The 16,572-nt window shown below is 65.3% G+C and carries 21 protein-coding genes and 1 pseudogene; 15 read left to right on the plus strand and 7 right to left on the minus strand.

The genetic code is table 11. The features are described 5' to 3' along the window. Positions 1-502: Rv1157c family protein (locus H7J06_RS05465; RefSeq protein ID WP_443678417.1), on the plus strand; the 502-nt coding region annotated here is incomplete at its 5' end. A gap of 73 nt (positions 503-575) precedes the next feature. Here the strand turns inward: H7J06_RS05465 and H7J06_RS05470 are convergent. Beyond that, a complete protein-coding gene (locus tag H7J06_RS05470; protein WP_079922554.1) occupies positions 576-725 on the minus strand; it encodes a DUF1059 domain-containing protein in 150 nt (49 codons plus the stop codon). A gap of 4 nt (positions 726-729) precedes the next feature. Then, a complete protein-coding gene (locus tag H7J06_RS05475) occupies positions 730-1,398 on the minus strand; it encodes an HhH-GPD-type base excision DNA repair protein (RefSeq protein WP_264037632.1) in 669 nt (222 codons plus the stop codon). 59 nt (positions 1,399-1,457) lie between these two features. On the opposite strand from H7J06_RS05475, the gene H7J06_RS05480 reads away from it, so the two are divergent. The 6 genes from H7J06_RS05480 to H7J06_RS05500 all read left to right on the plus strand — a co-directional run bounded on the left by H7J06_RS05480 (position 1,458) and on the right by H7J06_RS05500 (position 5,567). Then, a complete protein-coding gene (locus H7J06_RS05480) occupies positions 1,458-1,703 on the plus strand; it encodes a hypothetical protein (protein ID WP_264037634.1) in 246 nt (81 codons plus the stop codon). 1,009 nt (positions 1,704-2,712) lie between these two features. Then, entirely contained in the window at positions 2,713-2,946 is a 234-nt protein-coding gene (locus H7J06_RS05485) for a hypothetical protein (protein WP_264037635.1), read from the plus strand. Beyond that, entirely contained in the window at positions 2,946-3,716 is a 771-nt protein-coding gene (locus tag H7J06_RS32585; protein WP_372515243.1) for a MarR family transcriptional regulator, read from the plus strand. The genes H7J06_RS05485 and H7J06_RS32585 overlap by 1 nt, the downstream gene beginning before the upstream one ends. A gap of 108 nt (positions 3,717-3,824) precedes the next feature. Continuing rightward, positions 3,825-4,004: a hypothetical protein gene (locus H7J06_RS05490; protein ID WP_264037636.1), complete on the plus strand. Its 180-nt coding sequence runs from the start codon at positions 3,825-3,827 to the stop codon at positions 4,002-4,004. A 377-nt stretch (positions 4,005-4,381) separates the two neighbouring features. Next, complete coding sequence (locus tag H7J06_RS05495) at positions 4,382-4,624, plus strand: hypothetical protein (RefSeq protein WP_264037637.1); 243 nt, start codon at positions 4,382-4,384, stop codon at positions 4,622-4,624. A gap of 121 nt (positions 4,625-4,745) precedes the next feature. Beyond that, on the plus strand, positions 4,746-5,567 hold the full coding sequence (locus tag H7J06_RS05500; RefSeq protein ID WP_264037638.1) for a phage major capsid protein: 822 nt from the start codon (positions 4,746-4,748) through the stop codon (positions 5,565-5,567). A 120-nt stretch (positions 5,568-5,687) separates the two neighbouring features. Here H7J06_RS05500 and H7J06_RS05505 read toward each other — a convergent pair whose 3' ends face one another. Beyond that, positions 5,688-6,446 (minus strand): SPW repeat domain-containing protein, encoded by a 759-nt coding sequence (locus H7J06_RS05505; protein WP_264037639.1) that lies wholly within the window; start codon positions 6,444-6,446, stop codon positions 5,688-5,690. Between the two features lie 91 nt (positions 6,447-6,537). Between H7J06_RS05505 and H7J06_RS05510 the strand changes: the two genes are divergently transcribed. Beyond that, a complete protein-coding gene (locus H7J06_RS05510) occupies positions 6,538-7,224 on the plus strand; it encodes a trimeric intracellular cation channel family protein (RefSeq protein ID WP_264037641.1) in 687 nt (228 codons plus the stop codon). 1 nt (position 7,225) lies between these two features. Here H7J06_RS05510 and H7J06_RS05515 read toward each other — a convergent pair whose 3' ends face one another. Next, positions 7,226-8,491: a M20 family metallopeptidase gene (locus tag H7J06_RS05515; RefSeq protein ID WP_264037642.1), complete on the minus strand. Its 1,266-nt coding sequence runs from the start codon at positions 8,489-8,491 to the stop codon at positions 7,226-7,228. 250 nt (positions 8,492-8,741) lie between these two features. Between H7J06_RS05515 and H7J06_RS05520 the strand changes: the two genes are divergently transcribed. The 3 genes from H7J06_RS05520 to H7J06_RS05530 all read left to right on the plus strand — a co-directional run bounded on the left by H7J06_RS05520 (position 8,742) and on the right by H7J06_RS05530 (position 9,890). Continuing rightward, complete coding sequence (locus H7J06_RS05520) at positions 8,742-9,029, plus strand: hypothetical protein (RefSeq protein WP_264037643.1); 288 nt, start codon at positions 8,742-8,744, stop codon at positions 9,027-9,029. Positions 9,030-9,183: 154 nt separating this feature from the next. Then, entirely contained in the window at positions 9,184-9,558 is a 375-nt protein-coding gene (locus H7J06_RS05525) for a Gp19/Gp15/Gp42 family protein (RefSeq protein WP_264037644.1), read from the plus strand. Next, complete coding sequence (locus tag H7J06_RS05530) at positions 9,555-9,890, plus strand: phage head completion protein (RefSeq protein WP_264037645.1); 336 nt, start codon at positions 9,555-9,557, stop codon at positions 9,888-9,890. The genes H7J06_RS05525 and H7J06_RS05530 overlap by 4 nt, the downstream gene beginning before the upstream one ends. Before the next feature lie 6 nt (positions 9,891-9,896). On the opposite strand, the gene H7J06_RS05535 is transcribed toward H7J06_RS05530, so the two are convergent. The 3 genes and pseudogenes from H7J06_RS05535 to H7J06_RS32590 all read right to left on the minus strand — a co-directional run. Further along, positions 9,897-10,379, minus strand: a complete 483-nt coding sequence (locus tag H7J06_RS05535) for a toll/interleukin-1 receptor domain-containing protein (RefSeq protein ID WP_264037646.1) — start codon at positions 10,377-10,379, stop codon at positions 9,897-9,899. A gap of 348 nt (positions 10,380-10,727) precedes the next feature. After that, complete coding sequence (locus H7J06_RS05540) at positions 10,728-12,278, minus strand: recombinase family protein (protein ID WP_264037647.1); 1,551 nt, start codon at positions 12,276-12,278, stop codon at positions 10,728-10,730. A gap of 17 nt (positions 12,279-12,295) precedes the next feature. Continuing rightward, positions 12,296-12,394 (minus strand): annotated as a pseudogene (locus tag H7J06_RS32590) (HhH-GPD-type base excision DNA repair protein); the annotation flags it as partial. 56 nt (positions 12,395-12,450) lie between these two features. Between H7J06_RS32590 and H7J06_RS05550 the strand changes: the two are divergent. The 4 genes from H7J06_RS05550 to H7J06_RS05565 are packed head-to-tail and all read left to right on the plus strand — an operon-like array spanning position 12,451 to position 16,550. Further along, a complete protein-coding gene (locus H7J06_RS05550) occupies positions 12,451-13,650 on the plus strand; it encodes a sensor histidine kinase (RefSeq protein ID WP_264037649.1) in 1,200 nt (399 codons plus the stop codon). Further along, positions 13,647-14,453, plus strand: a complete 807-nt coding sequence (locus H7J06_RS05555; protein WP_264037650.1) for a LytR/AlgR family response regulator transcription factor — start codon at positions 13,647-13,649, stop codon at positions 14,451-14,453. The genes H7J06_RS05550 and H7J06_RS05555 overlap by 4 nt, the downstream gene beginning before the upstream one ends. Then, on the plus strand, positions 14,446-14,817 hold the full coding sequence (locus H7J06_RS05560) for a hypothetical protein (RefSeq protein ID WP_264037651.1): 372 nt from the start codon (positions 14,446-14,448) through the stop codon (positions 14,815-14,817). Before H7J06_RS05555 ends, H7J06_RS05560 begins: the two co-directional genes overlap by 8 nt. Beyond that, positions 14,814-16,550: a sodium/solute symporter gene (locus H7J06_RS05565; protein ID WP_264037652.1), complete on the plus strand. Its 1,737-nt coding sequence runs from the start codon at positions 14,814-14,816 to the stop codon at positions 16,548-16,550. Before H7J06_RS05560 ends, H7J06_RS05565 begins: the two co-directional genes overlap by 4 nt. Positions 16,551-16,572 lie beyond the last annotated feature (22 nt).

Raw genomic sequence — 16,572 nt, forward strand, 5'->3', positions numbered from 1 at the left:
GGCGCCGGCCCCGGACGCCGCGCCCGCCGCAGCCACCGTCCCCGGCCCGGACGGCGCACGCGCGCCGGCGCCCGCGCCCAACTTCGGACCGGACGCACCCACGACGCAGGACTTCATGTATCCGTCGATCGGCAACGGGTGCGCGTCAGACGGTGGAAACGTACTGGCGGCGGCGATCTCGGTCGCGGGCCCGGCCTCGATCCCCAAGCCGGGACCCGTCGCCGGCCAGACGGCCTACGTGTTCACCGCGATGGGCACACCCGGTCCGGCCGCCGTTCAGAAGCTCCCGCTGAACGTCACGTGGGTCAACCTGACCACCGGCAAGTCGGGTACCACCACGCTGAAGCCGCAGGCCGACATCAACCCGGCGGGGCCGACCACGTTGACCGCGATCGCCGACACCGGGTCGGGCAGCATCATGTCGACCATCTTCGGTCAGGTCACCACCACCGAGAAGCAGTGCCAGTTCATGCCGACGATCGGGTCGACCGTCGTCCCCTGACCCCTCCGCGAAACAGCACTGGCTGTCGTCGAGCCTCGGCATCGACGACAGCCAGTGCTGTTTCGGTGGCCGGTCAGTAGGCCATGAAGAGGATCATCTCGCGGTCGTACTCCCGGCCCGGGTGCGCTTCGGAGAGATGCGACTGAGCCTTCTCGACGAGGTCGTCCTCGTCGGTGCCGACAATGGCCTCGCCGCAGGGACAGCTCAAGTGTGTTTTCGCCATGCCATCACGATCCCACAGCCCCGGCCTTCGCCGCCGCCTTGGCGGCCTTCTTGTACGAGCGCACCTTCTCCAGCGAGCCCTGGTCCACCACGTCGGCCACCGACATGTGCGTGCCGGCCTTGCCGTAGTCGCCGGCCGCCGCGCGCCAGCCCTCGGGGGTGACGCCGTACTGCTTGCCCAGCAGCGCGAGGAAGATCTTGGCCTTCTGCTCCCCGAAGCCGGGCAGTGCCTTCAGCCGGCGCAACACCTCGGCGCCGTCGGGGTCGCCGGCGGTCCAGAGCGCCACGACGTCGCCGTCGTACTCGTCGACGACGGTCTGCGCCAGCGTCTGCAGTCGCTTGGCCATCGAGCCCGGGAACCGGTGCACCGCAGGCTTTTCGGAGAACAACGCGACGAAGGCGTCCGGGTCGTAGTCGGCAATCGCGCGGGCGTCCACGCCGCCCATCCGCTCGGCCAGCTTCTGCGGGCCGGCGAATGCGACCTCCATCGGAATCTGCTGAGAGGTGACAACACGATTGCGAACCAGGCGATCGGCGATCTTCTTCGGCCCCCTGAAGGCGACTTCGAGGGGGATCTGTTGGTCGAGAGCCATTCCGACCATCAGCGCGAAGGGGCTTTCCGACAGGAGTTCGTCGGCCTCTTGCTCTTGGGCGAGCCAGAGATTATTCGCCATACGGGCTGCCCTAACCTTTCAACAACAGGAGACAACAGAAGATGACAAACAATGTATCGGTGAGCAGGACTGGATGGCTGATCGCCGACGGTGACAACCGGCGGCTGGAGGTATTGGAGTCGCCTCTTGTGAAGAGCACCAAGCCGATCTATCAGCCTGTGCGCCAGTTCATCGCAGACCACGGTCTCGTCTTGGCCACGCAGCAGACGTTCCAGGACATCGATTGGATGCTTGGAGAGGTCGAGATGTCGGTCTACGTTCCCCTTGCGTCGCGGAACGCCAGCTACTCAGCAGTGTCTGCGTGAACATGGTTTACCCGAGAATCTCTGACGCCGACCGCGCCGAGGTTCAAGCCCGCGCTGAGGTAGGAGCACCTCCAAAAACCAAGCTGGAGCGTTACCGAGAGGAGCACCCAGGTGAGTTCGCCGGGTGGTACGTCCCGAAAACGGGCGGGTACGTCGTCGCGATCGACAACCTAAAGGTCTATCGAGGCCCGTGCAAGCACTGCGAGACCGGAGTGGTTACAACCGTTCGCAAGCTTTCGATCAGGCAGCAAGCCGGGTACGCGAGTGCATTGGGCGGGGGTCGGTGGCCCGAGACCTGCTCGGATTGCCAGGTTCGCAAAGCCGAAAAGCACGCCGATGACGCCAGACGTCGGATGCGGCGAGCAAGGACGGGATCACCCCCAGACCGTCGGAGGCGGGAGAATAAAGAGCTCCCTCCGCACCTCTGACCAGCAACCTCGTTCCAAACTTATACCCTTATCTCGTTCCAAACTTATACCCTTATAGTGAGGGACAAAGCGGTCCCGACCGCAAAAACTTCCGCTGTGTTTCCTGCGAAGTCCGCAGCGGTGAGTGGGAGTCGGTGAATCGGCTCCGTTCCCTTGGGTGGGAATCGAGAGGCCCTCGGTTGAGTCCATGAGGCCGACCGGGGGTCTCTCCGCTTTTTGACCTAAATCAGTCCGATCGGACACAGAAACCGCCTGTCTGTGGCAGGCGTCCCACCGATGGCTCGTCAGAGGCGAGCCTGGAAGCGAAGCACACGATGCACGGCAACGCCTGCACCAAACACCCCCGCGACGAATCGCGGTCCCGCTGCATGCACTGCAAGCGCGCTGGCGACCGCCGCTACACGCAAGCCTGCCGAGACGCCCGCCGCAAGCTGATCGCCATCGAGGCCGCTCTAGCCGTCTAACGGCCCCTGATTTGCCGTCCCAGAACAACGGAGACGGACGAACGCAGCCACCTGAAGTGGTTGTGCCCCAATGAATGCCGAGCCCAGGTGGCAGGCATACCCTCCGAGGAGAAACGAATGTACGACGAAGAGTTCGATCCTGCCCGCGCAGAGCGGCTGATTGTCAGCCTCCGGATCGAGAACCGTCAGTTGAAGGCTCGGATACGAGCCGCGGATCGGCTGTCGGCGCTGGAACTGCCCGCGAAGTGGCAGAAGAAGTTCGCCGAGATCCGACGGCAGAACGCCAAGTACCGGACTGAACGCAACGAGGCACGCGCCGACCTGGCCGCACTGCGCGCCGAGCGTGTCTGATGACGTTCTCCAAACTCACCTGGCACAAGCGGACTCACGGCCATGAGTTCACCGGGGCTGAGTTCCGCGTGCTGATGTCAATCTTCGATCACTCTGACGAGCGTGGCCGGAAGTCACACCCCGGCCTGAAGCTGCTGATGACCGAGACCGGTTACGGCAAGACTGCCGTCTCCGAGGCGCTGACGGTGCTGCAGGAGCGCGGATGGATCACCCAGACCCGCAAGGGCTCGGGCACTTCGGGAAAAACCTCGGTCTACGAGCTGGTCCCAGAAGCGCCGAGTAGTACCGCTGGAACGGTATTACCTCGAGAGGGAAGTAGTACCGCTGGAGCGGAGCAACCCAGCGAGGTTGGTCCGGTGGAGCGAACCAGTTGGTCCGCTGGAGCGGACTCAGTAGGACCGCTGGAGCGAACACCTACAGATCCTGGATCAGATCCTGGATCAGATCCAGGATCAGATCCCTTTAGATCAGATCAGAGAGAGGTTCGGTATTCACCGAACCATCGAGAGGATCCTTTCGAGACCGCTCCCTACGGGCGGTCTCTAGCGGTTGAGGGAAGAAATGAGGCACCGAACAACGGTGCCGATAGTCGGGGCCGAGAAGGCCGCTCCCGTGAGGCCGCCTCATCGTCGGGAGCCGAACATCCTTTCGGCCCGGCTGAACCTGCAACCGCAAGCTTCGACTGGTCGCAGTACGAATCAGGAGATGACCGAGACATGAGCGAGAAGGCCCAACGCATTCGAGCACGCAGACCGTTCTGGTCCAACTGACTCAACCGCAGCACCTACCCGGAGCCCTGGCCTGACAGCCGGGGCTCTCGTCATTTCAGGCTCGGCAACCGCCGAGCTTGACACCCACCCAAGAGGAGCGAGCACCACATGGAAGACCCAATCGCAGAGGCATCCATCGAGGCTGCCGAGCACGGAGCCCCACCGAAGGTGTGGCACGCCGGCCCGGAGGCCGTGATCCAGTTGGCCGACGGCAATGGCCATCTGCTGACAGGCGCAACCGTCACAGCGTGGGAACTGCCTGACGTGATGACCGGACGCAGCGAGTGACCCTTTACTTGGCTTGGGTCGGCTGCAGTTACGTACTAGGGGCCTCGATGCTGTTGACCGACTGGCTCAGCGAGCGGAGGTCGTCCCGGACCCGCCGCCGAGATCCCCGAAACCCCGGGAACTACACCATCACTGAGGAGCTTTCCGTATGACCGAGACACCCGCCCAGAAACCCTTCCCGAGCTCTGAGAGCCACGCTGACGGACTTTCCACCACACCTCTGGGGGACGGGACCGGAGAGCCGCAGAAGGGCAACCGCGAAGCGCGATACCGCACCGAGCGGAATGCAGCCCGGGAGGAGCTTGCAGCCGCGAATGCTCGCCTAGAACGGATGCAACGATCCGAGGTCGAACGGCTGGCGAGCGAGCATCTGTTCGATGGCGAACGATCTGTTCAGCCTGAGCGGCAATGAGGTGGCCGACTACCTGACCGACTCAGGAGAGGTGGACACCGAGAAGGTGGCCGCTGACGTCGCCGCCGTCCTGGCCGAGCGGCCCGGTCTGCGGAGGTTCACTCCCGGATACGACCCGAGCCAAGGCACCGGGGGCCGAGTGCCACTGCAGCGTGAACCGACGCTGGCCGATCTTCTCAAACAGGCTGGCACGTACCAGCCCTACTGATCTTTGAGCGCACAGCCGTCTGTGGCGGCTCCGCTCGCAACAAGCCTCTGTGAGGCATCCGAGGACCGATCCGAGATCGGTCCTTTTCCATTGCTACACGACACTCTCAGGGAGAAATCAAATGACCATGCTCCACTCCAATACCGCTGACGCGTTCACTCCCGAGGACTACGGCAAGGCCGTGGATCTCGCAGTCAAGGCCAACTCGGTCGCGGCCCGTTCCGCGACGGTCGTCGGCACTGACAAGGTCAAGATCAACTTTCCGATTTGGACCGCCGACCCGGCTGTCGGTTGGTACAACGAGAACGACACCATCGCCGAGACCGACGGTGCGACCGACGAGGTCGAGGTCACCCCGACCAAGACCGCTGGCCTAACCCCGATCTCCAACGAGCTGGCCGACGACTCGACTCCCGAAGCCCTGGACCTGATCGCGGCCGGTCTGTCGAACCAGATCACCCGCGCCATCGACGGCGCATACCTGGCCAACACAACCGCCAAGGGACCGAACGGATTGCTCAGCATCGCCTACACGGGCGTGGAGACCGGTACGAGCCTGGCGAACCTGGACCCGTTCGTCGCGGCGCGCTTCGCGGCCAAGACCCACGGCTCGGATCTAACTTCGTGGATCGTCTCCCCGGCTCAGGCCGAGGCCCTGAGCAAGCTCAAGGTGGCCAGCGGCTCGAATCAGTCGTTGATCCAGTTCGTCGAGGACGGCATCACGGTTGCCGGTCTGCCGGTCCTGGTCTCCGATCAGGTCGACGCCAACACCAAGTTCTGGGGCATCCCCTCGTCGCATGTCGTCCTAGTCATCCGCAAGGGCACCCGCGTGGAGCGGTTCCCGAACGTCCAGAAGGACGGTCAGTGGGTCCGCGCCGTCTCACGTCTCGGCATCGGGTTTCTGAACCCGGCGGGCGTGGTCCGCGGGTACAAGATCACGTGACCGGGATACTGGGCTAAAGGACCAGGGGAGGTCCCAGCCTCTTTTGAGGCTGGGGCCTTCTAGCCTCTCAGGCGCACGACCCAAAGGGCGACGCCTTGTGACACTTTCCAGAGCGCACGGTCAGCGGAATCGCTTGCGGTATCGCGCCGCCGAATCGTCCCGGACGACGGTTGCGAAGTCCAGGCGCTCTCCGCGCAGGTAGCCAGCCACTCCGAGGGCCGTAGTCAGGGCACCAGACACCCAGGCTGTCCAGGCAGACCCGCTGTCGGCGAACCCGCCGACCCACGGGGACAGAAACAAGGCTAATCCGACGACCGCCAATGTCAGGAAGTCGTGGGTGGGGTCCACGGCCAGCAGCGACCAAACGGCGATCACCGCCATCATCGCCCCGAAGCCGACGGTGACCGCTGTCCCGGCTGCCGTCGAGTGCAAGGCAACGCCCATGAGGACGGTCACGAGGCCGACGAACAGCGCCGTCCGGCCGATCCAGAAGCTCCACGCGCTTCGCAGCCCCTGATTGTCGCCGATCTCATTGATGCGGTCCCCCGTGTGCGCCTTCTCCTGCGTCCAGCCGACGCCGCCGAGGATCATGGCCAATGCCCCGGCGACCCAGCACGTCCAGGAAGCGCCGAGATCGTAGGCGTAGCCGTTCCCGAGGAACGGAACGATGAACATCGCTAGTCCGACGACGACCAAACCCCAGTAATCTGGGGCACGGGTGTGGGCGAAGACACTCAGCACCCCGAAGAAGACTATGAACGCGCCGAAGCCGAAGGCGAATCCCTCACCTACCCGCGTCGAGCTGGCCGCGAACGCCGCCACGACGGCGCAGACCCCGACTGCGGCTGCCGCCCAACAAATCCATGTTCCGCGTGACATCACAGAAACCTCCTGACACCCATCGCAATACTGGCACGGCCTCTAGTGGTATGTCTGCTGCCAATTGCCGGAACCGTGATAGGGACGGTGTATGCACGCCGAGCCGACACTGTTGCTTGCGCTGGACCTGACCGGCACCTTCGTTTTCGGACTCAACGGGGCGTTGACGGCTGTGCGGGCTGCACGACTCGATGTGGTAGGCGTAGTGACCCTTGGCATGATGACGGCGTTGGGCGGTGGGGTCATCCGCGATGTTCTCATCGGCTCAATACCGCCTGCCACCTTTCTTGATTGGCGTTACTTCGCCCTCGCGGCTGCTGGCGGACTGATTGCGTTCGCGCTTAGCAAGCGGCTCAGTCGGCTTGAAACCCCTATCACGGTGCTCGACGCGATCGGGTTGAGTGTCTTCGCGGTCATTGGCGCAAGTAAAGCGATGAATGTTGGTCTCGGAATCGCGCCCTCTGTCCTGCTTGGTGTTGTTACCGCAGTGGGTGGAGGCACGATACGGGACACTCTGGTACGTCAAATCCCGACGGTGCTGCGGAGCGAGCTATACGCGATCCCCGCGCTGGTAGCCGCCGCGATCACCGTTGCCACAATGCGGATGGGTCTCTATGGGCTACCAGCGGCGTTGGGAGCTGCGGCGGTCTGCTTCGTCATCCGAATGATCGGCGTCCGGTTTGGTCTCAACGCCCCAAGCCCACCGGGCACCGTGGAGGATTCCGGTGATCCCGAATCGGACCCTCCCCCCGCCTCGGGGCCTGCAGATCGGCAGTGAGTCAGGTTGCGAGCCACGCCAGCGCAGCGACGACGAGTGCTTGGGTGCCAGTGTCCAGAGTGGGCTGAATGACCGGGGCGAAGGTCGGCGAATGGTTGACCGGGATGTCCTGTGCGACCCGTCCAGCATCTGCGGCCTTGCGGTATTGCTGCTCGTCGATTCCACCGATACCCCAATACGTGTACGGGACGCCGAGGGCATTGGGAATGTCGCTGAAGTCCTCACTCGCTGACTGCGCCGCCATTGGCTTGAACCGCTCGCCGAAGTATCTGCCGAACGCGCCGCTCACCCTGTCTGTGATGTCGTCATCGTTTACGGTGAGCGGGAAGCGGTCGTAAAGCTCAAAATCGGGTCCCTTGGGCGAGTTTGACGCCTGACACTCTGCGATGACGATGCGCCGGATCGCATCAAGTACGGCAGTGCGTACGGCTTCGTCATAGGTACGCAGGTTCACCTCCAGCACAGCGTGATCACCAATCACATTGCTCTTGCTGCCCGATTGGATACTTCCGACGGTAAGGACGACGGTTTCGGTGGGCGCGACCTCTCGCGAGACGATCGTTTGCAGCCGGACCACGATCATCGCCGCAAGCACCACCGGATCTACGGCGGCTTGCGGCATCGAACCGTGGGCACCGCGACCGTAGACCGTGATCCGCATGCTGTCGGCGGCCGAAAGCACAGAGCCGCGATGAGTGCCGACGAGGCCAGCCGGCGCCGGAAGCACATGCTGGGCGAGAGCAACGTCCACCGGCGGAATCACGTCGGCGAGGCCGTCATCGACCATGCCCCGCGCACCGTCACCGACTTCCTCAGCCGGTTGAAACAACGCTATTACGGTTCCATTCCAACTTTGGGTTCCTTCGGAGAGCAGTGCAGCAGCGCCGAGCAGGCATGTGACGTGCACGTCGTGGCCGCAGGCGTGCATGACGGGTACTGCGTTACCTGCGGCGTCGTTGGTGTGCACGGTACTGGCGTACGGAAGGCCGGTCGCCTCCTCGACGGGGAGCGCGTCCATGTCAGCGCGAAGCAGCACCGTGGGACCGCTACCGTTCCGAAGGACGCCGATGACGCCGCTGCCTCCAATTCTGTCTTGCACTGCGTAGCCTGACGCGCGCAGTCTGTTGACGATCAAATCTGCAGTGCGATGTTCCTGGTGGGAGAGTTCGGGGTGCTGGTGGATGTCTCGGTAGAGATCCTCCTGCCACGATCGGACCTCGGATAGGCCGCGGAGCACCTCGGCAATTGGGTTTGACGGACTGTTCATGTTCCTCCGATCAGTGATGACCGGTGAGCGTCCACGCCCGGCTCGCCCGGTCGAGGCTGAGTTAGTAGCTAGTTTGGCAGCAGGATCTTGACTCGCAAAGACCTTGTCTTTTCAGTCGGGCGAATACAGGTCCTCCTACCCCAGGGGGTATCCCCTCCCGCCCCCCTTCAGGACCGGTCTGTTATGCGGGTGCCGAATCATGCGAGACATAAACCCCTATTTTTCGAGAGTCAGTTAGTTGAGGAGAAACATGCGTACACCTGCGGGTTTGAGCACGCAGGGCAAAGCCCTTTGGAAGAAAATCACAGGTGAGTTCGCCCTGGAAAACGAGCCAGACAGGCTCGAACTGCTATTTCAGGCGTGCAAGACCGCCGATCAGATCGCAGAACTGGACGAGGCAGCCGCGGAGGCCCCGCTGACCGTCAAGGGCAGCATGGGGCAGCCGGTCATCTCCCCGTTCATCGCAGAGGCCCGCGTCCAGCGTGCCCTGCTCGCCACGCTCTTAGGTCGGATGAACTTCGCGGAGACCGATGAGTAGGGCCGGTCGTAAGACCAAGCGCCGCAGGGGCGCGTCGCCCATCGAGGCCAGGAACACGATCGAACTATTCCGAGAGCTATACCTGGCCCGTCTGAAGGAATCAGCCGCCGCATGGCGCGAGCGGATCTAAAACTCAAGGAGGAGAACAGAACTGATGGCTTACGCAACCGCCGCTGATGTTCAGACCGTCTCCGGTCGGGTATTGACGACCGAGGAGACGGCGCTAGTCGAGCGCAGGCTCGCTCAGGTGGAGCGGATGCTCATCCGCAGAATCCCAGACCTGGACGCGAAGATCGCAGCCGAGGAGATCGACGCGGCTGACGTGATCGACACCGAAGCCGAGGCCGTGCTGAGACTCGTCCGCAACCCCGAGGGATACGCCTCGGAGTCAGACGGGCAGTACTCGTATCGGTTCAACCGCGAGGCGGCCAGCGGGACGCTGGAGATCCTGGCGGCGGAGTGGGAACGCCTCGGCATCAAGCCGAGTCGGATGTTCTCCATCGCCCCGAACCTCGGGGGTGGCCGGTGAGTCTCCTCAACCGCGGGACCGAGACCGTCAAGGTCTTCCAGGAGGTCCAGACTCCGGACACCGACTCAGACGGCAACACGTACACCCGAGCGGCCAAGGTCGGTACCCTGGTCCGTGCCGTGGTCCAGCCGATCAGTTCGACCGAGAACACTGACGGAGGTTTCAACACCGAGAGCCGCTACCGGCTCCGGTTGATCAACTACCCGAACATCCTTGGCGCACAGAGCCAGATCGAATGGAACGGCAAGCGGTACAGCATTTTCGGTGACGCGATGATCTACAACGGCAGCCGCCGAACGGCTCACGTCGAGTACGTCATGGTCCGGAGTTGATCGGCCCTACGCGTCGACCGTCCTCGTCACGTTGACCAACTCGGCGATCTCGATCGCGATGTCCTCCATCGAATCGTCGGCAGTGTCGAGCCCGTTCCGCGATGCCAACAGGGGGCTCTCCTCTCGGAGAGCCATGTACGTCGTCTCATGCACAATAGGGATGAGCAGGTCGCGAGCCAGCAGCTCCGAGAGTTCCTTGTCGGCAACTCCGCCTGTCGGGAGACGCTTCAGAAGTGCGGGAGTCACTAGCACGATTCCGGCGCGTGACTTCGCCAAGCCCTTGTCGATGGCACGCATGAAGGGCACGCCGAGGCCGATGTTCTCCTCGCTGAACCACACTGTCACACCCTTGGCCTTCAGCAGGTCGCAGAGTTGCTTGGCCGTACCACGCCGGTCATCCCAGGCATGGCAGAGAAACACGTCGAAGAACTCAGGGTGAGCCTGCGCTCGCAACTCAACCTGGGCGCGGACCTTGTCCAGATCCCTCACTTGGGCAGGCGTGTAGTTGACCGAAGAGCTACCCGACGACCACCTCGGCCGCACACTGCCGCCGGGGGAACCGCCGGAGGACACACTCGGTCGCGACTGGTGGGCAGGTACGGAGTTGGAGTAACTCGGCGCGGAGTAGGACGAACGACCGTAGCCGTAGGAACGGCGCCCACGGCAAGCCGGACAATTGGCGGCGGCCGATGAAGACCGATGGCCCTCGACGGGTGCTGTGCATCTGCTCATGTTCATCTCCTAGAGGGGAGTGCCACGGTGACGAGGATCATCCGAGGCGTTGCTCGCATACTACACCTGGTGTCCGACACCACTAGGAACTACTACATGTAGTAGTTACATTCTTGTATTTCCAGACCGGTCGAACCAATCGCGTTCGCCCTTGCGGGTCAGCACGTAGCGCATACCGGCATCCAGGTAGAGCTGGCGCCGACCGGCCTCGTCGGCTGCCCGCCACGCTTCGGCCTTCGTCTGGTCGGTCTCCGCGGTCACCCACCCGGCTGCACGGCTCGGCATAGCCGCAAGCTGATCTCGCTTGGCTACCTGAGCCTTCATCCGGTCCAACCAACGGCTCTCGTCCTCGGGCGTGGTCAACAGACCGGCGTCGGACTCCAACCGCAGGCGATCGATGGTCGAGTTGACCTGGTCCAGTTCGGCGCTGTGGTCCTCTCCTGGCACGAACACCCTCCGCGTAGCCGACTCAGCGCCGCGATGGTAGGTGAACTCATGCGCTATTTGAAAGTCCACGTCCTCCCCGCGTGCGGACACGCCGTTGCAATTCAACGGAGTTCGTCCGCAGCGGTAGGAGCGCCACTCCTTCATCTCGCCTGTCGTCTTGAGCTTCTTTCGGGTGATCTGCTGAGCCAACGAGGATCCACAAACCCCCTCGGTCACCCCACAGGCTGGGCAGCCCGTGCAACCGCAGACCGCTACGCCGAGAACGGGATTAGCTGTCTTGCTCGGCGTCCGCTGGCCGATCTTGCGCTGTTGTGCTGCCTCCTGCAGCTTCTTCCATGTGTCGGCGTCAAACGTAGGCTCTGCGAGCCTGATCGGCTCCCCCTCGGCGTCGAGCACGGTCATCGTGTGCTTGCCTCTGCCGGTCATCTTGAGGCCCTGAGTCCTCGGAGAGGTCAACGCGTCGATTACGGAGTTGACCGACCACGGTCGAGCCTTCGGGGCCTTGCCGCTCGCCACCCGAGCCCGGTCCATGTTCGTCAGCGCACCGGACTCGTTGAGCCACGCCGCTATACGGATGAACGACCAACCACCGAGGAGCTTCTCTGCCATGCCGTGCAGCAGCCCGTAGCCCTCCGTGTCGCGTTCTAGACCCTTGCCCTTGCCCGAAGGGTGGTCAACGACTTTGAACCCCAGAGGGGGGACTCCAGAGGCCCACCGATCCAGTCCGCGGAGCACTCTGTGCGAGTCGGCTGCACGAGACTTGAACCGGTTGAGTTCCAACTGAGCGAAGAACGAACCGAGATAGACGAATAACTCAGCCATCATCGCGTCGATGCCCTTGACGGCTCCGGGCCGATAGTCGAGCTTCAGGCTGTCCTCTGCGAACACCACAACCTTGCAGTGGGCCTCGGCCCACTGTGCGAAGTCAACACAGTGACGCGTGGAGCGGAAGGCTCGATCCATCTTCGACCAGACGATTGCATCCCACTGTGAGGCACCCTCCCCGGTCAGCCACTTGCCGAGATCTGGCCGGTCCTCTGGCCGCTTCTCAGCGGACACGCCGAGATCTTCGAACTGTCCAATAACGTTGTAGCCGTTCGCTTTTGCCCAATTGATGGTTGTCTCTAGCTGCGCCAGGTGCGAGACCTTCTCGGGGCCCTGGACGACGGACACGCGAGCCCCTACGAGGGCTCTCGGCTTCTTGGTCATAGTCGCAATGGTACTGTCACCTGCTGATCCAGCATCATGCCGACCAGCAGCGCAAAGGGATTGGACTCCAGCAGATCGTCGGCGACGGGATCTTGCACTAGCTGCAGTTTCGCCATGGCGTCAGTCTAAGGTGACGTTCACTTCCGCAGACCCTCCGACCGGGCGAGGTGCCATGCCTGCCGAGATCGCACTCGCCTTGGCGGCAGCGTTGCTCCTGGCCGTCGCCGCCGCCGTCGTCGCGGTCCGCACCCGCCGCGTCGTGGCCACCCCCACCGAGCGTGCCGTGCACGCCGCGCTGCACACCGCCTCGCTGGCGGCCCATGCGTTGCGGCACGGGCTCGACGCAGACTCCGCGCACCGGGCGGCGCCGTTCCTGCGCCAGCTCACCGGCGCCGACGCGGTCGTCGTCTACGACGCGGCCGGCGAGCACCTGGCCCACGATCCGTCCGACGCGGCCGACGCACTCGACGCCGCCGGGACCGTCGCCGCCGACGCCCTCACCGGCCGGCGCCGCGTGATGTCCGGGCACCGCGCGGGCGCGATGGTCGCGCAACCCCTGCTGACCGGTGACGGCGACGCGCTCGGCGTGCTGGTCGCGGTCACGTCGCGCCAGCCGGGCCCCGGCATGGTCGGCGCCATCGGCGAGGTGGCGGGCTACGCCGCCAGCCAACTGGAACTCGCCGACCTGGACGCCTCGCGCGCCCGCCTCGACCGCGCCGAGGTGTTGGCGCTGCGCGCGCAGATCAGCCCGCACTTCATCTACAACGCCCTCAACACGATCGCGTCGTTCGTCCGCACCGATCCCGGCCGCGCCCGGGAGTTGATCCTGGAGTTCGCCGACTTCACCCGCTACTCGTTCCGCGCGGCGGGCCAGTTCACCACGCTGGCCGACGAGCTGCGCAACATCGACCGCTACCTGACCTTGGAGCGAGCCCGCTTCGGCGAGGCGCTCACCGTCAGGCTGCAGGTGGCTCCCGAGATGCTCGCGGTGGTGGTCCCGTTCCTGGCGCTGCAACCGTTGGTGGAGAACGCCGTCCGGCACGGGCTGGCCGACCGCGGCGGCGGCACCGTCGAGATCGTCGCGCGCGACGAGGGGACCGACTGCGTCGTCACCGTCGAGGACGACGGCGTCGGGATGGACCCCGACGTACTGCGGGCCGGCTCTGCCGACGCGCTGGCCGACGGGGCCCCGGACGTGAGCGGTCATTCCGCGCACGTGGGGCTGACCAATGTCGACCATCGCCTGCGCGCGGCGTTCGGAAACGACTACGGTCTGGTGGTCGAGACGGCCGTTGGCGCGGGCACCAAGGTCCTGATGCGGGTCCCGAAGTTCAGATCGGGCGTGCGGGCTGGCGGAGGTGCGTTCAGGTGAGGTCGCTGGTAGTGCTCGCGGTCGACGACGAGGCACCCGCTCTCGACGAGCTGGTGTACCTGCTGGACCAGCATCCCGACATCGGCCAGGTGCTGCGGGCCGGTGACGCCACCGCGGCGCTGCGGGAACTGAACCGCCACCCGATCGACGCGGTGTTCCTCGACGTCAACATGCCCGGCCTCAGCGGGCTCGAACTCGCTGGAGTTCTGGCCCACTACTCCTACCGTCCCGCGGTGGTATTCGTGACGGCGCACGACGACAAGGCCGTCGAGGCGTTCGACGTCGGTGCGACGGACTACCTGCTCAAACCCATCCGGCAGAGCCGGCTCGACGAGGCCGTCCGCCGAGTGCTCGCCGCACCGGTCGAACAGAGCCGCGACGACGACCCCGCCGACGACGACGTCATCCCCGCCGAGCTGGGTGGGATCACCCATCTGGTGCCGCGCGACACCATCGGCTGGGTGGAGGCCGAGGGCGACTACGCCCGGCTGCACTCCGAGTCGGGTGCGCATCTGGTGCGGATACCGTTGAGCGCCCTCGAATCCCGTTGGCGGGAAAGGGGATTCCAGCGAATTCACCGCTCCTATCTGGTGGCGCTTCGGATGGTCGTCGGACTGCGGACGACCGACGGCGCGGTACTGGTCCGGCTGCGCGCCAACGGTGCGTCGCCCGCGATCGAGCTGCCGGTGAGTCGCAGGCAGGCCCGCGAGCTGCGCGACCGGGTGATCCGGGAACCGATGCGAAACCTGAGGCCCGTCGGGGGGCAGGAGCGCGGCGACGCGGGAATGGACCTCGATGACTAGCGGACGCCCACAGCGCGAACGGGTGATCCTGGCCCACCGCCGCGGTGCCAGGGTCATCCGCACGCGGGTGGAGGTGCAAGAACAGACCGGGGTCGGCGACGCATTGGTCCGCGGTCTGGTGCGGGCCCAGCTCGGGCTGGCCCTGCGCCTCGGGGCCGTCGCCGTCTGCGCGGTCGCGCTGATCCCCGTGCTGCTAGGACTCCTTCCGCAGATCGACCACGTTCAGCTCGCAGGCATCCGGCTGAACTGGCTCGTCCTCGCCGTCCTGGTCTACCCGGTGCTGTACGGCGTGGGTCGGCTCTACGTCCGGCTGGCCGAGCAGGGTGAGCGGGACTTCGTCCGCGTGGTCGACGGCGACCGATGACGGGCGCACCGCTCACCGCGGCGGCTCTGCTCGCCGCGGCCCTGGCCACCGTCGGCATCGGCTTCTACGGGATTCGGTTGTCCCGTACGACGTCGGACTTCCTGGTGGCGTCCCGCAGCATCGGCCCGCAGTGGAATGCCGCCGCCATCTCCGGTGAATACCTCTCGGCGGCGTCGTTTCTCGGCGTCGCCGGCCTGATTGCGAAGTACGGCGCCGACGCCCTGTGGTATCCGGTCGGCTTCACCGCCGGCTACCTCGGCTTGTTGCTGTTCGTCGCCGCACCGCTGCGCCGCTCCGGGGCGTACACCGTGCCCGACTTCGCCGAGTTCCGGCTGGGTTCGGCGTGGCTTCGCAAGGTGGCGATGCTGGTGGTCGTCGTCGTGTGCACCTTCTACCTCGTCCCGCAGTACCAGGGCGCGGGGCTGGCGCTCAAAACCCTTCTGGGCCTACCGGTGTGGGTGGGACCGGTGGCGGTGGGCACCATCGTGATCGTCAACGTCGTCGGCGGCGGCATGCGGTCCATCACGTTCGTGCAGGCCTTCCAGTACTGGTTGAAGCTCACGGCGATCGCCGTACCCGCGCTGGCGCTGCTGGTCCTGTTCCTCGGCGACGCCACGACGTTGGCCGGGCCGTTGCCGCCGGTCGTCCAGCAGCAGACCACGGTCACCGTCGAAACCGACGTCGTCGTCCAGGTCGCCGAACCCGCCGGCATCACGGTCACCGGCGACGTCGACGGCGTGCGCATGGACGACGCCGCGTTCGGCGCCCCCGGCCGGTACGCGCTGGCCCACGGAACCACGCTGACCCTGGCCGCGGGTTCGGCGACCCCGGTGGTCGCGGGCGCCCCCAGCTCGGGCGACGACTGGCTTGCCTCCGGCCACGGGCTGGGCGGCAGTCATCCGCTCTACCAGGTGATCTCGATCATCATCGCCACCTTCCTCGGTACCATGGGACTGCCCCACGTGCTGGTGCGCTTCTACACCAACCCCGACGGCACGGCGGCCAGGCGAACCGCCCTGGCGGTGATCGCCCTGCTGTCGCTGTTCTATCTGTTCCCCACGCTGCTGGGCGTGTTCGCCAGGCAGTTCGTGCCGCAGCTGCTGATCACCGGCACCGCGGACGCGGCCGTGCTGCTGCTTCCCAGCGCCGCGATCGGCGGCGGTGCGGGTGCGGTCTTGGCTGCCCTCGTCGCCGCCGGTGCCATCGCCGCCTTCCTCGCCACCTCGTCCGGCCTGCTCGTCAGCATCGCGGGCGCGCTGTCGACCGACGTGCTGCGCGGGCGCGTGCGCGACTTCCGCGTCGCGGCGGTCGTCGGCGGCATGGTGCCCATTCCGCTGGCCCTGCTGGCGTCGTCGCTGGAACTGTCTCGCAGCGTCGGCCTCGTCTTCGCGGTGGCCGCGTCCACGCTGTGTCCGCTACTGGTGCTTGGCATTTGGTGGCGCGGACTGACCAGCGTGGGCGCCGCGTGCGGGCTCGTCGTCGGCGGACTCGCCTCGGGCGCGGCGACGACGCTGGCCGTCGTCGGCGGTCTCGACGACCGCCTGCTCGGCGGCTGGCCCGCGGTCGTCGTGGGATACCCCGCCGCGGTGACCGTTCCCCTGGCGTTCCTGACGATGGTGGTGGTCAGCCTGCTGACCGCGGGGTCGCGACCGCCTGAGGTGGCCAGGATCTTCGCCCGCATGCACGTTCCGGAACGCCTCGGCATGGGGGTGGAGCGGCTACCCCGAGAATGAGGCGGACCGTTCGTCGCCACGG

Source organism: Mycolicibacterium hodleri (assembly GCF_025822245.1).
GTDB classification, from domain to species: Bacteria; Actinomycetota; Actinomycetes; order Mycobacteriales; family Mycobacteriaceae; genus Mycobacterium; species Mycobacterium hodleri.

What these genes read in the sequence shown, in the direction of transcription:
- H7J06_RS05500 (WP_264037638.1), top strand. Translation starts at nt 4,746, where the DNA reads ATGACCATGCTCCACTCCAATACCGCTGACGCGTTCACTCCCGAGGAC.
- H7J06_RS05540 (WP_264037647.1), bottom strand. Translation starts at nt 12,278, where the DNA reads ATGACCAAGAAGCCGAGAGCCCTCGTAGGGGCTCGCGTGTCCGTCGTC.
- H7J06_RS05560 (WP_264037651.1), top strand. Translation starts at nt 14,446, where the DNA reads ATGACTAGCGGACGCCCACAGCGCGAACGGGTGATCCTGGCCCACCGC.
- H7J06_RS05550 (WP_264037649.1), top strand. Translation starts at nt 12,451, where the DNA reads ATGCCTGCCGAGATCGCACTCGCCTTGGCGGCAGCGTTGCTCCTGGCC.
- H7J06_RS05495 (WP_264037637.1), top strand. Translation starts at nt 4,382, where the DNA reads ATGGCGAACGATCTGTTCAGCCTGAGCGGCAATGAGGTGGCCGACTAC.
- H7J06_RS05520 (WP_264037643.1), top strand. Translation starts at nt 8,742, where the DNA reads ATGCGTACACCTGCGGGTTTGAGCACGCAGGGCAAAGCCCTTTGGAAG.
- H7J06_RS05510 (WP_264037641.1), top strand. Translation starts at nt 6,538, where the DNA reads ATGCACGCCGAGCCGACACTGTTGCTTGCGCTGGACCTGACCGGCACC.
- H7J06_RS05485 (WP_264037635.1), top strand. Translation starts at nt 2,713, where the DNA reads ATGTACGACGAAGAGTTCGATCCTGCCCGCGCAGAGCGGCTGATTGTC.
- H7J06_RS32585 (WP_372515243.1), top strand. Translation starts at nt 2,946, where the DNA reads ATGACGTTCTCCAAACTCACCTGGCACAAGCGGACTCACGGCCATGAG.
- H7J06_RS05505 (WP_264037639.1), bottom strand. Translation starts at nt 6,446, where the DNA reads ATGTCACGCGGAACATGGATTTGTTGGGCGGCAGCCGCAGTCGGGGTC.
- H7J06_RS05490 (WP_264037636.1), top strand. Translation starts at nt 3,825, where the DNA reads ATGGAAGACCCAATCGCAGAGGCATCCATCGAGGCTGCCGAGCACGGA.
- H7J06_RS05475 (WP_264037632.1), bottom strand. Translation starts at nt 1,398, where the DNA reads ATGGCGAATAATCTCTGGCTCGCCCAAGAGCAAGAGGCCGACGAACTC.
- H7J06_RS05525 (WP_264037644.1), top strand. Translation starts at nt 9,184, where the DNA reads ATGGCTTACGCAACCGCCGCTGATGTTCAGACCGTCTCCGGTCGGGTA.
- H7J06_RS05565 (WP_264037652.1), top strand. Translation starts at nt 14,814, where the DNA reads ATGACGGGCGCACCGCTCACCGCGGCGGCTCTGCTCGCCGCGGCCCTG.
- H7J06_RS05470 (WP_079922554.1), bottom strand. Translation starts at nt 725, where the DNA reads ATGGCGAAAACACACTTGAGCTGTCCCTGCGGCGAGGCCATTGTCGGC.
- H7J06_RS05515 (WP_264037642.1), bottom strand. Translation starts at nt 8,491, where the DNA reads ATGAACAGTCCGTCAAACCCAATTGCCGAGGTGCTCCGCGGCCTATCC.